Raw genomic sequence first — 14,454 nt, forward strand, 5'->3', positions numbered from 1 at the left:
ATCATCTTTATATAAAATAAATGTTTTCTATTAATTACAATAAGTTTAATAATTCTGGACTTTTATATAGAAGTAATTCATACTTTTTAACTGTTTATTTTTCTGGATCTAAATTCAACATACAGATATGATAAAAAAAGTATCATAAATATTAAGCATATTATAAATTGACAAGTTTCAACGCTTAAAACACCTGATTTTATTACTTTTGCAGTTCCACTCATTATATCTCTTATATAAGATATAATTGTAATCATTGAAATTGCTCCTGCTAGTATATAAAAAAGTTTCATTTTATTACATTGTTCTCTAGTTTGAAACCTCACTAATCTTCTTGAAAAGCTTACAACAACAGAAAATGAAAGCGGAATAACATATTGATATGGATACTCCGCCCATTTAATTCCTCGCATTTCCAAAAGCCAATTAAACACCATAAATATAAAAAAAATTAATATCATATCCATATACTGATTCTTTCTTATTCTATTTATATTCACTCTTTCACCGCCAAATTCCACAAAATTTATATGTTTAGTTCTTTCAACAGATATGAAGCAGACTCTTTTATAGCTTCATTAGATTTATTTATACCCAATTGAGTATATATCTGCCCAACCTTAATATTTGATTCAAAAAAGGCATTAAATATTTCATCAATTAAAGGCTCAGCTATTTCTTTTTTTTGTTCTGGTCCAAATGGATTTGCAAAAAAAGTTGTGCTAATACCTTTTTCATCTGTAGTGCCTAGAGCTTTTCTTTTACCCTCTTCAAACACCACTTTTGCGTCCTCAGATCTAGTAAAGAATTCCACACCTATCTTGTCATCATAGTTATTAGCGTATAAAAACATATCGACCTTAGTGTCTTTTATTATATCTTTATATTTAGAAACAGGTATAACTACCCTTGCATTTGTTGTCTCTGGGTTGAAAAATATACTTCTATCCATATCTCTATATGCAGCACCACTTTCCAAATCATCGAGTCTTACAAATGCACCTATTTCTGTTCCATTTGCATATACTTCACCATTTTTAACATAAAAAGCTCCCATATCATCAAATATGATGTCCATGTCTCTTATAGAATCTCCTGATATCATTCTTAGTGCTTCTATTGTTTCTGATTTACCTGCTCCGGAGTCGCCCAAAAAAGCCACATTTTTTGTCGTTCCATTTTTAAATGTCAATGCCACCATTGCTCCATGAATTGGGAGTTTTTTCTTTGTCATCATGCACAAATTATGAAGTGTTAAGCACATTTTTTTCATATAACCAAAGTATTCTGCATCTTTTTTATAAGCGACTTGACCAATATAAATATCATTTTTAATATCATGATAAAATTTACATCCTTCTTTGTCAGTTTTCATTCCAAATAAACATATTAAATCAGGCTTTCTATACATCAAATCTTCTTCAGACGCTAATTCAAATAAATTTGCTAAAGATATTCCACTTGCAATAAAATCTCTGTGAAAATATACAAATGCTAAGCTCTCTCCTATCTTTGCCGGATAACAGTACCAATCTTCTACTCTTTCATCAAATTCTGCCATAGGATGCTCAAAAATTTCATCAAATGTTCCTACTCTTTTATTTGAATGAGGATGCACTAGTAGTGGAGATCTAATCATTACAGTATCAATAAAAGGTATTTCTAAAAGTTTCTTATAAGTTTGACCTGATGTCCACTTTATATTTTTTATTAGAAGACAAGCATTAGATGCAGGATTTAATTGCCTGTATACACGATTTTCATAACCCTGTACCTTTTCTCCAATAGTTCTGTAAAAGCTTAATACTAGTTCATTAAAGCTCTTATCAAAATCCATAAAAGTCTTTGATGTCAAAGCACTGTCATTCATCTCAACAACCCCAAATTTCAACTTGCTTCTAAAAAATGTATATATATCCTCAAATGCTTTTAAAAATAGATCTCTATCTTCCAAATATTCATCTTCTATTTCACTCAGTTCAAATACTAAAAGTTTCTTCAAGCAATTTACAAAATCTAACGTAGCTTTATAATAAGATTTCTCTTTTATCAAATATTTTGCTATTTTACCATTTCTTTTTTCAATTACAGAAATATAACTCATAATGACTTTTTCTAGCTCGCTACTGTTTGCCAGTTCAAAAATATTTTTATAATATGTATTTTTATAATTAATAATTATAGTTGACTTACTTCCTTCTCCGTAATTAACCATGTTCTCACTCCTATCTTAAAATAGTTGCAATTTATTTAAGTGCAAGATTTAATAATTATCCTCTACAACTTACGAACTAATTTTATATTTAATTATATTAAGTTCGTATTTAATCTTCTTTACTAGATTTTATCATAACTTAATTCCTTTGTATACAAAAAGAGATTGAACATTTTCAATCTCTTTTTGTATACATTATTTATTTATATTTTTCCTAAATTCAATTTGTATTTAATAGTTTTTTTGAGTTTTTTGAAACTACATTTTCAATTTCTTCTAGCTTCATATTTTTGATAATAGATATTTCAGAAAGTGTTTTTTCTAGCATTGCCCTAATTTTTTCTGGCTTAAATGATTCCTTAAAAAGCCACTCCAATGCATCTATTCCATCTGTTTCAAGTAATAATCTATTTAGTGGCACCTTATCAACCAGTTTTCTCACATTGTCATCAATTAATACGGCAGGTCCAACTGTAAAATAACAACCCTTCTCAATATATTCGTCAATATAATCTGGGCTACTGTACCAATGCACAATAAATATCAAATCATAATGTCTAATTATAGAGTATATCCTATCCTCCATATTTTTTGTATGCAATATAACAGGTAAATCATATTTTTCAGCTAAATCTAAACTCTTTTTAAAATACTTTTCTTGAATATCGGTAGGCACATTGCACCATTTTTCATCCATTCCAATTTCACCGACAAAATTCGCATTTTTTATAGAATCTTCATACTCTTCACCAAAGTGCTCATCTGCTATATCTGAGTCAAAAGGATGAATACCAACACTAAAATAAAGATCACTAAAGAAAGTTTGATTACCTAATTGAACAGATTCTATAAATTTTTTTACTGCCTCGTATTCTCTTATATTCCTACAATTTACTACTGGTACAATATTATCTTCATAATACTGTAACAATTCATCTCGACTGCTAATATGCGTATGAAAATCGAATATAATTTTCTTTTTCAAGGTTACCCCTCTTCTCAATAAATTATTTTAGCCTTCAATGAGAAATCCACGTTTTTTTAACATTTCTTCAGCATAATCTAAATTTTCTTTTGAAGTAGATTCCACCAAGTGAAAATGTTCGGAATTAGTCAAGCTAGACAAAGGTATATTATGTATATTATCAAGACTAGATATAAATTGATCGACTTCTCTTCTATTCGATATATTTAAAGCTCCACCTATCTCACCATATATTTTATGTTCAACTCTAACATCTACAACCCTACATCCAGCATCTACTATCAAATATAGTTCTTCTTTTGTTTCGTTAGCACTATGTTTTACTTTAAATTTTCTTGAAAAGATACCCTTTTCTATTTTTTTATCACTTTTATCTAACAGATAGCCTCTATTGGTAGATATTATATTTACTTCTGAAGCTCTTATCAAGGCAATATCACCGACTATAATTTGTCTGCTAACGCCAAAGATATCGGCAAGTTTTTTTGCAGAAATTGGTTTTTCTTCACTTTTAAGTATTTCTAAAATTTCATCTCTTCTATTGCTCGTTGACATTATCTACACCTCATTTTCGTGATTAATAATAATTACTACTATATATTATTTTAGTAGATAATTCAATCCTTTGATAAAAATTACATCTATATTCTATATCTATTTTTTAGCTAATAAATCTCTTATTTCTATTAATAATTCCAATTGAGGATCTGGAGCTTCTGACTCTTCTTTAGATTCTTCTTTTTTGAATGCACTAGTCATTTTATTTATTATTTTTATAAACATGAATATAGAGAATGCTATAATTAGAAAATTAATTATCGCTTGTAAAAAAGCTCCATATCCTATAGATGCGCTTCCAACTGTTATCGCAAGTTTGGATACATCTACTCCACCAATGACAACACCTACAAGCGGCATCATTATCTTTTCAACCAGTGCTGTTACAATACCACCAAATGCTGATCCCATTACAACCCCGACTGCCATGTCAACAACATTACCCTTCATTGCAAATTCTTTGAATTCACTTATAAAACTCTTCATAATAAACTCTCCTTATATTTTTTATATATAAATACTAATTTATATTTTATTTTAACATTTGTTGAAGATAGAATACTATTGTATGAGAAAAACGATTTATATTTTTAATATACGCAAAATCCTTGCCGTAAATTCTCTTTTCATACTCTAAGTCGTTCTCTTCTCCAGTAAATACACCTAAAATATGTTTGTCTCTTAATTTTAAATTAAAAACTTCTTGAGCTGTATCTTTGACAGCTATTTCACCTTCGTAATCATCTCCATCTACTTTTATAAAGCCAGATGCCCCTAAATCTATTTTATCATTTGGCTTTCCATCACTCAATACTATTAGTACTTTATTTTCATATTCTATACTGTCCATTTGATTAGATATCAATTTAATTGCTAATCCATCTCTATTGCTGCCTGAAGCTTTGTAGTTGAATATTTTTCTGTTTGCAGATACCGAATCATTATAATCTCTATATTGAGTAAGTACTAAGTAATTAAAAAAATTACAAAATCCAATCACTCTTGTCGGTATATTTAAAGACGACAATGCTTCGGCAATAACATAAGCTTGCGATGAAACCTGCTCCTCTCTACCAATCTGAGATGCAGAAGCATCTAATAAAATATCCACTGAAATTGAACCTAACTGACTAATATTATTTTTTTGAAAAATTTTGTCGTCATTTAAGTATTGGTGTCTCCATATTTTTGAAACTACTAGCTTACCGTTATTTGTTATTTCACTTTCGTCTTCATCGTTTAGCAGTAGTTTTTTCGTGAGTAATTCTTTTAGTTCATTAATTGACCTTCTAAAAATAAGCTCATTTTCCTTATAAAATTCAGTGTTTATCCTATTTTGATTCTCTACTGCTTTTGAAAAATATGGATCTCCCTTTCCATTCACAAAATTTCCCTCTGTAAAATGAATTTTTATTCCATCATGTATACCTGTGGAAACTTCTTTTTCAATGCGATTAATATTGTGTACTGGAATACTTGCTTCGCCATACCTTGATTCAACCATATTCTTTATTTTATTATTATCGCTTGTCATTGAATTAGAGGATTCTAACCTCTCGTCGCTTATTATTTCATCCTCAGAAATATTTTTTGTAAACTCTGCAGATTCAACTAAAAAGGAATCTGTATCAATACTTTCTTTATTTTTATTTAAACTCCTTCTTTTCATTTTAAAGTTTATTCTAGGAGTTTCTCTTTTTTCATTTTTCGATTCTTTAGACTTCTTTTCTTCTGAATCTTCTTTATCTATATTTCGTTTATTTTTATTAGAAGATGCTAGCTGAACATTTTCATAAAAAAACTTTAAAAAAGCCCCGTTAATAGCCTCTATCACTTCATCTGTAGTTCTAGCATTATTTCTCATATGCATATAAGACACCAATTGTTCAACGACTTCTCTGCTCTTTGAAAATTTTCCGACTAATACCGCAGAATACAAACTTTCAATTTCTTCTTCTACTTCAAGATTTTTTCTATTCTTGTATTTTTCATTTATTTTTTCAAGAAAATTAACTCGATATTTTTCAGCACCTGGTCTTTCTATTATTAAATTTTTACCAAAACAATCATCTAAAAATATTTCAATCGTTTTTAAAAATTCATTTTTTAACTTAGTTTTTTCAAAATGTATAGCTATATAATCCAATAATTCATGCATGTTAATTTTTTTATATACATATCCTAAGAGTAACATTCTATAATAATCCATATTGAAATCTTGGTATACATCAAATAGTTTTATTATTGGTTCATATGAGTAATCTTCGGATACCGTCCAAACAATATTTTGTTTTCTCCACTTTATATCATCCATATAAATATTCTCCTATTATTTGAATATACTTATAGGGTCAGTATTATCTTTAAATAATGAGTTTATTATATCCAATACAATCTCTTTTTCATATTGATCAAAAGTCTTATTCACAATCCCCATATCTAAGGCCGATTTTATTGGTAGTCCTCTTCTCATTGTTTCAATACTAGAAAAAAGCCCTCTTAAATCAATTGGCTTAGATGATATTTCTGCATTTAGTGATTTTTTCTGTAAATCCATAAATAATCTCACAAACAGTTCAATATATTCATCTTTTAAATCAAATTCTTCTTCAAGTATCATTTTAAAATTAGATTCACTTATCGATGGCATATCTATAACTAAAAATCTTGATATCAAAGCTTCGTTTAATTCTTTTGTTCCTATATATCCATAGTTCATTGTACCTATAAATCTTGTCGCTTCATCCAAAAATATTCTATCATACCCAGGAACATCTATTACTCTTCTATAGTCTAACGCAGAGTATACAACAGACAGTGAGTCATTTTTCGCCATATTTATTTCATCAAATATCGCAAACCCTCCATATTCTGCCGCACTATAAACGGGACCTTTTCTTAAAACCACTTCATTATTAACAAAGGTATCAGTTCCTAATAAACTTGAACTATCTGAAGTCACATTCATTGACATATTCCACATAGGTCTATTGAATATCTGAGCCAGATTTTCTGATAAAATATTTTTACCAGTTGCTTTTGGTCCTGTAAGCAAAATATTATATCCTCCTAAAAGAGCTGCTATAGATTTTTCCCATACTTCTCCTCCATAGTATTTATAATGTGGATTCGGTACTCTATCTTTTACTTCGTCCGCTAAGTTATAATATTTTCTAAATTTATCAAGTTCATCAAGTAGTTTTTCAGAAACTCCCTGATTTAATAAAAATTCATTCATATTGTCTTTCCCTTCATTTTAATTTCGATTATATTTCACATCTTTTATACCCAATTATACATCAAATTACTTAGTTGAAAGACATTTTTATTTGATTTTTTATAGTAACTTTAATTGTTTTTTTCACTTCTTTTGGAAACATACTTTCCTAGCATTATAGAAACAACTGTTAAAAGTATTACAAATACAATCGACCATATAAATTCAGGTGACTTTACATCCAATATTTTATCTCCTACATTTAAAAAGATTATTGTACCTGGTAAAATACCAATGGCAGTGGCAAGTGAATAATTTAAAAAACTAATATTAGTCAACCCTGATACATAATTTATCACGTTATAAGGCAAAGCAGGTATTAATCTACATATAAATACTATTAAAAATCCTTCTTTTTTTTCAGCATTCATAAACCTGTCCCACCACTTTTTAGGCATTTTCTTTTCTAGGTATTTAGTTACCATTTCTTTTGCAAATATATTTGCAATCCAAAACATAAATGAACTATTGATAATTGCTCCTATCAACGTGTATATAGTTCCATCAATTAATCCAAAAGATAATCCTCCCGCTAGAGCTAACACTGGCACCGGAAAGAAAAAAATAGGCAATATTGCCCATACAACTATATACGCTATTGGAGCTAGCACCCCGAAGCTATTCACCCAGTCTCTTATTCCTTGAGCAGTAATATTTTCTAGAAAAATCTTGTATATTACTATTAGAGCAACTAAAAAAGCAGCTATGATTATCTTTTTTTTATTATTATCTGACATATTATTCCACCTTTCTTAAGTTAATATATTTTTTTATTTATATATAATATTGCTACATAATCTGTCATTTTAACACATCATTCAATTTTTATTTGATTTGTATATTTCATAATATGCATATAAATTCAACTTATTGGTTATATATATTATAATAATAGATATATTTAATCCTCCATATATTATTATTGCTGTAAAATAGCAAATTTAATTATATCACATATATAATTCCACAACAATTTAGTATAGATTTTTTGAATAACAGTATTTTAATATATATTTATATATATTAAAATACTCGTTTTTATTGCTTTTTTTCAACAAAAAAGGCACCTCTGTTGTTATTCAGAGTTGCCTTTTCTTATTATTCTATTGTTTTAAAAATATATATTATAATCAAAATATATTCTGTTTTTAATTGCTATTTAATTTTGGGGAGAGTTTTTTTCTCTTTTCTATATAAATCTATTAAATTTAATAAACAGACTATAAGGTAAATAAGGCTTAGAGGTACCAGATTTTCAAAAAAAATGAATGTACTAATAATAAATATAATTGCTATAATAATATTCCCACCTACATAATATAAATCCTTCATATTCATCCCTCCTATTCCTCATTTTAAAATAATGTTTTTATACCCTTTTTATTTAATAAACGTAGCTTTGTTTCCATATTCACCTACGTTTTTATCGTTCTTTCTATTTACAACTTAATTATATATTATATTTTAAATATTTGCAACATTCAAGTTTATTGTTGTTTTTTTGATATTTTATGTTTTAAACTACTATCTCTAATTTTTATTATTTTATTATTATTTTCCTCTCATTAAATATATTTACTTTCATAAATATATTTAAATGTTAAAACATTTTTTTATTTATTTATTATATATGAAAATAATTTCTCAATAAAATAAGACCTCTAAAGTCTTCTTTTATCTCCAACTTTAGAGTTCTTATTTACTCTAATATTTCTTTAATATTCTGTTTTTAAAGTTCTATTATTCAAATATTATCATTCATTTATTATTTCCATCTCTTTAAAGTTGGAAAATATCCTTTCATACTGTTTCTAACCTGTTCTTCTGTCATACCTTTATTTGCCAATAACATTGGTTTTACACAAATTTCAATCATTTCTTCCATTGTTCCAGAAAAAGTAAATTCTCCATTCTCATAGCAATAGTTACAATATTCATCGTTTCTACTTCCATCAGCATTAGTTCCATAGTCTTTTTCATTCCCTAGTGGCATAGCACAACTTTGGCAAAATTTTTCACTCATATTCATTACCTCCTTTTTTCTATATTATATTAGGTATAATATGCGACCTATTGTCATATTAAATTATTTTTTTATATTTTATTGATATTCATATCAATGTCAATATCAATATTTATTTTATGTATTCTTTTTCCATATTCATCAGTACATCTACAAATTTTTTTTTAAGATGTTGAGGTTTAACTATTTCAACATCTCCACAAAAGCTCATCAAATATCCTACTAGCCAATAATCTATTGGCATAATTGTATTTACAATCATATCACCATTTTCTAAAAGCATGACATCCTTATTGTTAAATTCATCAAAAACTCTATATGCTGACTTTTTTTTGAATTTAAGCTGAATATCTTCATATGATTTCAATGTTTTTTCACTACATGATTCGCCGAACTGGTCAATTTCTGGTGGTATTAAGTCATCATCAAATTTTTCATCTAAAACCTTCATTTCTATTATGCGGTTTATTTTAAATACCCTATAATCATTCTTATCCATGCAGTATGCTTGTATGTACCAATTATTTGACTTAAAATTAATTTTAGCGGGCTTTATCATTCTAGTACTTTCCTTAGAATATGAATTTATATACTTAATTGATATTATGTTTTTATTTAATATGGAATCTCTAATTATATTAAATTTATCATTGTCAATTTTACTGTTTCCCCATCTAGAAAAATTAACCTCTATCCAGTCTTTACTCTCCTGCTTAAAAAATATTCTAAGTTTTTCTAGTAATATTTTTTGTTCATTTGGAAGAACACTTGAAAAATTTTCTAAAGCACTTAATATGTTTATTTGCTCATTTCTAGAAATTATGCTTTTATCAATAGTAAATTCCTCCATTAAAAATATCCCGCCACCTTTTCCTTTTTGTGAATATACAGGTATACCAATAGAGCTAAGATTATCTATATCTCTATAAATAGTTCTAACAGAAACCTCACACTCACTGGCTAATTCAGTTGCAGTAGATTTTCCTTTGTTTAATAAATAGTATATTATTTTAAACATCCTACTGTTTTCCAATATATACCACCTCTCTTATTATTTTTATAATGTCTATGCTTTCTTCACGACTACTTTATGCTATTTTTTACGCTTTTTATATGAGCTTTTATTTTTTTGATTGCCCAATCATAGTGACTAGATGTTGAAGAAACAAAATAGCTACCCAACGTAGTAGTTCCAGTCCAATCAAAGTTATTTTTTGTGAATAATTCTTTATCAGAAAATTCTTTTATAATGTTCATCACGTCTTCATGGCTTTTTTCCAGCATTAATCTAGCTTTTTCAACATCAGTACTTTGATGCTTTTCCCAAAATTCAATATTCATCTTTCCATACGTTCTCCAATTATATGGATCAGGTAAAAAGTTAGCTTTTTTACCATTTATATTGGATTTAACCCAATTTAAAGTTAATTGATGCCATTCATATAGATGAATATAAATATCTCTAATATTTTTATCTCTGCTCCAATGTCCTTCTTTTTTCTTTGCATCATCGTTAAAATCAAATTCAGTATTTAATACACCTTCTTCTAGAGAATCTATTAACATAATCATTTTTTTAAATTTTTCGCTAGAAGCTTTTATCAAATCATTTTTTGAAGAAGGTCTTGCCATAATAATCACTCCCTTTTTAATATTATTATACAATGTTTAATAAGACATGTATTGTCATATTAAAAAAGTGCAAATAAATTTTTATCTTTTATCTGCACTCCTACTCTGTCTGATTATTATTTTAAAATTCTACCATTATACTTTTAATTTTTCATAATTTATTTACTATCATTTCATAAATCTCAACAATATATTTTATACAACTAAGTTCTTTTTGGTTTTATTGCACAGCTAAATAGCCCATGTTTATTACAATAGCAGTAAATCTTTCCACTACCTCTTATTCTAAATCTTGCCTCTGCATTTCCTTCTGGATAAAGTTTTACCATGTCAAATATATTTCCTGATGCATATGCAATAAATGAAATATAATGCTCTTTTTTCATTTCGTGATTAATAGTTATATAGTGTTCATCTTCAATTTTTTCAATTTGTATTAAATGTTCTTCGTCTGGATCTTCACCCTCTAATGTAGGCAAAACTATTCCGCAGCAGCTCATTACAGCTTTTCCTGTGCTATGTATTATATTTCCACAAACTGGGCAAACATATAATTGTGACCTTAGCATATTTGATGAGCGATTTGAGTTTGTGATATCATTTCCTGATAATAATTCAATAGTGGATATTCCAAGCGCTTCGGCTAGTGAATTAATGAGTGTCATATCTGGATAGCCTCTTCCTGTCTCCCATTTTGAAATTGCTTTATCACTAACACTTAGTATTTCAGCTAAATCAGCTTGTGTCATTTTTTTTCTTTCTCTAAGCTTTTTTATTACAGCTCCTGTGACATATTGGTTCATTTTATAACCTCCTTTATAATAAAACTTTATCAGCTAAATGCATAATAAACAACCTACTCTTCGTAGATATTTTTTTAATTTTCTACACTTTCATTGTTTAATTTTACCCACTCATTTATAATGTTAGTTATAATAGTTGAATTATAAATTCTTATAAATCCACATTATTGAATTGTCAATATGTCGATTAATTTAACTAAAAACTATAAAGGAGATTTCTAATATGAAAAAATTCATTACATCTGAAACAGTCTTTGTTGAACTTAATAAGGAGAATCCTAACGCTTTAAAAAATATAATAGAAGAGCTTCATATGATTGGCGAAGAAAATAATACCTTAACGGAAACTCAAGTATCAGCTGTTCTTAAACCAATATCTGAAACGGAGTTCTCTCTTTGTTATTCTGTAACTGCTCTTTATTACAAAGAATCCTAAAAATGAATATGCTCAAAAAAACGCGCTCTATACAAATTTAGAGAGCGTTTTTTAATTTTATAATAAATCGTTTGAAAATTCATTTATTGAGTGGTAAGATTATGATATATAAAGGATTTGCAATAAATTTAAACATCAAATTATTATTTCTTTCATATAATTATTATGAGTAAAATAATTATAATTTGTTGAGGTTCTTTATAAATTTATTTAATCGGAGGTTAAAATGAAAAGAATATTTTATTTATCTGTATTACTTTTTTCTATGGTATTTTATTTTGGGAATGATAACATCTATGCAAATTCTACTTCCGATAGTACACCTATCTTAAAGTCTGATAATCTTAACAAAATTGAAGTTTCTAATTTTGAAGATTTAAAGGATGCTATAGAAAGCGAGTCCTATGATGAGATAGTTATAATGAACGATATAGAGATTACTGAACCAATAGAAATAACTGAATCGGTCATAATATCTGGAGGAAAAGAAAATAAAGTTGTTCTCACTGGAAAGCTAGAAAATGGTGAAACTATGTTTACTGTAGAAGGTAGTACACTTAACACAGCAACGTTTAATAATATTGTTTTAGATGGAAACAACATTAATGGAGCAGTTCGAATACCAAATGGTCAAAATTTGAGTATAAAAAATTCTTCAGTAGTAAATTCAAGAGGTGGATACTATGGTGCAATTGAAATAGATGGAGAATGTGAATTAAATATAGTTGACTCTGAATTTAAAAATAATTTAGCAAGTAACTTTTACGGAGGTGCAGTATACTTTAATAACTTCACTGGAAATGTCAATATATTTAAGACAGCATTTAAAGAAAATTCAGCTAAATACGGTGGTGCTCTTGCATTTACAAATTCCAGTAACAAAGTAAATTTAAAAATGAATGAAGTTACATTTGAAAAAAATACTGCACTAGGATCTTCTGGATCAATGGGTGGAGCATTATATATTGATAAAAGCCCTCTGAATATTGTTTTAAATGATACCAATTTTATCGAAAACTCTGCCAAAGACTTTGCAAGTGGCGGTGCTATAATAATTAGATATAGCGACGAAGTAAAACTTGAATTAAACAATAATAAATTTATTAAAAACACTTCTCAATATGGTGGAGGAATATATATAGAGAGATCTTTTTATTCTAATATAAATATTAATAAAACTTTATTTGAAGAAAATGAAGCTTTTATTGATAAATGGCAAACAAGTATGGGAAAAAGCTCATTTGGTGGTGCTTTTTCTATAATGGTAGCTAAAAATTCTAATGTATTGATTAAAGACTCTTCATTTATAAGAAATAAAGCATATACTTCATATACTGCTGAAAACGGAGAATTCAAAAACGATGGTCACGGAGGAGCTATTGATACTGTTGTGGATACAGAGATAATAAATTCTATTTTTGATGGCAACTATGCTGGAACTAATGGTGGAGCTATTGCTGTATTTAAAAGAGATAAAAGTATGGATATAATTAGTGATGAATATGCAGACGGATACTACAATCCATTAAAGATTACTGATACATCATTTTCTAATAACGTGGCTGGCAATGGATTTTATGTTTTAGATGAAAAAGAATATCCGCTTACATACGGCATTTACACTAAAAACATATTAAATACTAAATCTCTATCAAATCCTGCACAATTAGGTAAAAATATTGCATATAACAATTATGATATTTCTTTTTTAAGCAATAAGGAACTGATAGCTGTAACATTTGAACCAGAAGGCGGAAAATTCACAGATAACAGCACAAATAAAAAAGTAGTTGAAATATCAAAGGGTGAAAAAGTAGCGGAAGAAAAGATATCTAGAGAAGGATATACATTTGAAGGTTGGTATCTAGATAAAAATGGCAAGGATAAATTCGACTTCAATACAGCAATAAACTCTAACACAACTCTATACGCAAAATGGAAAAAGAATGACGTTCCAGTTACACCTCCAGGTGGTGGAGGCGGAGGAGGAACAATCAACCCTCCAACTAAAAGAGCAACTGCAGTACTTGCAAGCGGCAAGAAGTATACTGACGTATTGACAGCTACAGTGCTTGCAAGCGAAAGAGATTGTCCAATACTTCTAACAGATACAAACGACATTACTACAGAAACTTTTAACGAACTAAAAAGACGTGGAATAGGTGATGTAATTATATCAGGAGGACCAGATTCTGTATCTCAAAAAGTTGTAGATCAGCTAAAAGATTTCAACGTGATAAGATACGCTGGATCAGATAGATATGGAACTGCAAGAGAAATAGGTAAAGAGGTAAGAGCACTTACTGGAAAGACTGATGGAGCAATGCTAGTTGATGGAACTAACTTCCCTGACGTAATTACAATATCAGCTCTTGCGACTCAAAAGAGAGTCCCTATATTAATCACAAATCCTAACAAGCTTACAACTACAACTGAAAATGTAATAAAAGACTGGAAGCTAAGCAATATAGTAATCGGTGGTAGCACAGATTCAGTTGCAAAGAATATACAAGATAGATTAAATA

Annotated in this window: 14 protein-coding genes; 2 read left to right on the top strand and 12 right to left on the bottom strand. The window is 28.1% G+C overall.

The genetic code is table 11. The features are described from left to right. Positions 1-86: 86 nt before the first annotated feature. The 12 genes from C0982_RS05265 to C0982_RS05320 all read right to left on the bottom strand — a co-directional run bounded on the left by C0982_RS05265 (position 87) and on the right by C0982_RS05320 (position 11,493). On the bottom strand, positions 87-500 hold the full coding sequence (locus C0982_RS05265; RefSeq protein ID WP_101773164.1) for a hypothetical protein: 414 nt from the start codon (positions 498-500) through the stop codon (positions 87-89). 26 nt (positions 501-526) lie between these two features. Beyond that, positions 527-2,215, bottom strand: a complete 1,689-nt coding sequence (locus tag C0982_RS05270; RefSeq protein WP_101773165.1) for a phosphoenolpyruvate carboxykinase (ATP) — start codon at positions 2,213-2,215, stop codon at positions 527-529. Between the two features lie 220 nt (positions 2,216-2,435). Beyond that, positions 2,436-3,200: a TatD family hydrolase gene (locus C0982_RS05275; RefSeq protein WP_180946863.1), complete on the bottom strand. Its 765-nt coding sequence runs from the start codon at positions 3,198-3,200 to the stop codon at positions 2,436-2,438. A gap of 27 nt (positions 3,201-3,227) precedes the next feature. Further along, positions 3,228-3,755, bottom strand: a complete 528-nt coding sequence (locus tag C0982_RS05280; RefSeq protein WP_180946864.1) for a transcription repressor NadR — start codon at positions 3,753-3,755, stop codon at positions 3,228-3,230. A 99-nt stretch (positions 3,756-3,854) separates the two neighbouring features. Then, the gene (mscL, locus tag C0982_RS05285) at positions 3,855-4,244 is read right to left on the bottom strand and encodes a large conductance mechanosensitive channel protein MscL (protein ID WP_101773168.1); all 390 of its coding nucleotides are present in this window, start codon (positions 4,242-4,244) and stop codon (positions 3,855-3,857) included. Positions 4,245-4,290: 46 nt separating this feature from the next. Then, on the bottom strand, positions 4,291-6,072 hold the full coding sequence (locus tag C0982_RS05290; RefSeq protein ID WP_101773169.1) for a vWA domain-containing protein: 1,782 nt from the start codon (positions 6,070-6,072) through the stop codon (positions 4,291-4,293). A gap of 15 nt (positions 6,073-6,087) precedes the next feature. Next, positions 6,088-6,996, bottom strand: a complete 909-nt coding sequence (locus C0982_RS05295) for an AAA family ATPase (RefSeq protein ID WP_101773170.1) — start codon at positions 6,994-6,996, stop codon at positions 6,088-6,090. A gap of 110 nt (positions 6,997-7,106) precedes the next feature. Next, positions 7,107-7,772 carry a TVP38/TMEM64 family protein gene (locus C0982_RS05300; protein ID WP_101773171.1) on the bottom strand — a complete coding sequence of 222 codons (666 nt, stop codon included), beginning with the start codon at positions 7,770-7,772 and terminating at the stop codon, positions 7,107-7,109. 1,028 nt (positions 7,773-8,800) lie between these two features. Then, positions 8,801-9,058, bottom strand: coding sequence for a zinc ribbon domain-containing protein (locus tag C0982_RS05305; protein WP_101773172.1), 258 nt, complete (start codon positions 9,056-9,058; stop codon positions 8,801-8,803). A gap of 112 nt (positions 9,059-9,170) precedes the next feature. Further along, complete coding sequence (locus C0982_RS05310; protein WP_101773173.1) at positions 9,171-10,091, bottom strand: helix-turn-helix transcriptional regulator; 921 nt, start codon at positions 10,089-10,091, stop codon at positions 9,171-9,173. A 50-nt stretch (positions 10,092-10,141) separates the two neighbouring features. After that, positions 10,142-10,690: a ClbS/DfsB family four-helix bundle protein gene (locus C0982_RS05315; RefSeq protein ID WP_101773174.1), complete on the bottom strand. Its 549-nt coding sequence runs from the start codon at positions 10,688-10,690 to the stop codon at positions 10,142-10,144. Between the two features lie 203 nt (positions 10,691-10,893). After that, entirely contained in the window at positions 10,894-11,493 is a 600-nt protein-coding gene (locus C0982_RS05320; protein ID WP_101773175.1) for a helix-turn-helix domain-containing protein, read from the bottom strand. Positions 11,494-11,716: 223 nt separating this feature from the next. On the opposite strand from C0982_RS05320, the gene C0982_RS05325 reads away from it, so the two are divergent. Both C0982_RS05325 and C0982_RS05330 read left to right on the top strand, forming a co-directional pair. Beyond that, on the top strand, positions 11,717-11,929 hold the full coding sequence (locus tag C0982_RS05325; protein WP_101773176.1) for a hypothetical protein: 213 nt from the start codon (positions 11,717-11,719) through the stop codon (positions 11,927-11,929). A gap of 226 nt (positions 11,930-12,155) precedes the next feature. Then, a partial coding sequence (locus C0982_RS05330) for a cell wall-binding repeat-containing protein (RefSeq protein ID WP_180946865.1) occupies positions 12,156-14,454 on the top strand: 2,299 nt, incomplete at its 3' end.

This window comes from Peptostreptococcus faecalis, assembly GCF_900240845.1.
GTDB classification, from domain to species: domain Bacteria; phylum Bacillota; class Clostridia; order Peptostreptococcales; family Peptostreptococcaceae; genus Peptostreptococcus; species Peptostreptococcus faecalis.

What these genes read in the sequence shown, in the direction of transcription:
- C0982_RS05270 (WP_101773165.1), bottom strand. Translation starts at nt 2,215, where the DNA reads ATGGTTAATTACGGAGAAGGAAGTAAGTCAACTATAATTATTAATTAT.
- C0982_RS05280 (WP_180946864.1), bottom strand. Translation starts at nt 3,755, where the DNA reads ATGTCAACGAGCAATAGAAGAGATGAAATTTTAGAAATACTTAAAAGT.
- mscL (WP_101773168.1), bottom strand. Translation starts at nt 4,244, where the DNA reads ATGAAGAGTTTTATAAGTGAATTCAAAGAATTTGCAATGAAGGGTAAT.
- C0982_RS05290 (WP_101773169.1), bottom strand. Translation starts at nt 6,072, where the DNA reads ATGGATGATATAAAGTGGAGAAAACAAAATATTGTTTGGACGGTATCC.
- C0982_RS05295 (WP_101773170.1), bottom strand. Translation starts at nt 6,996, where the DNA reads ATGAATGAATTTTTATTAAATCAGGGAGTTTCTGAAAAACTACTTGAT.
- C0982_RS05300 (WP_101773171.1), bottom strand. Translation starts at nt 7,772, where the DNA reads ATGTCAGATAATAATAAAAAAAAGATAATCATAGCTGCTTTTTTAGTT.
- C0982_RS05305 (WP_101773172.1), bottom strand. Translation starts at nt 9,058, where the DNA reads ATGAGTGAAAAATTTTGCCAAAGTTGTGCTATGCCACTAGGGAATGAA.
- C0982_RS05315 (WP_101773174.1), bottom strand. Translation starts at nt 10,690, where the DNA reads ATGGCAAGACCTTCTTCAAAAAATGATTTGATAAAAGCTTCTAGCGAA.
- C0982_RS05320 (WP_101773175.1), bottom strand. Translation starts at nt 11,493, where the DNA reads ATGAACCAATATGTCACAGGAGCTGTAATAAAAAAGCTTAGAGAAAGA.
- C0982_RS05325 (WP_101773176.1), top strand. Translation starts at nt 11,717, where the DNA reads ATGAAAAAATTCATTACATCTGAAACAGTCTTTGTTGAACTTAATAAG.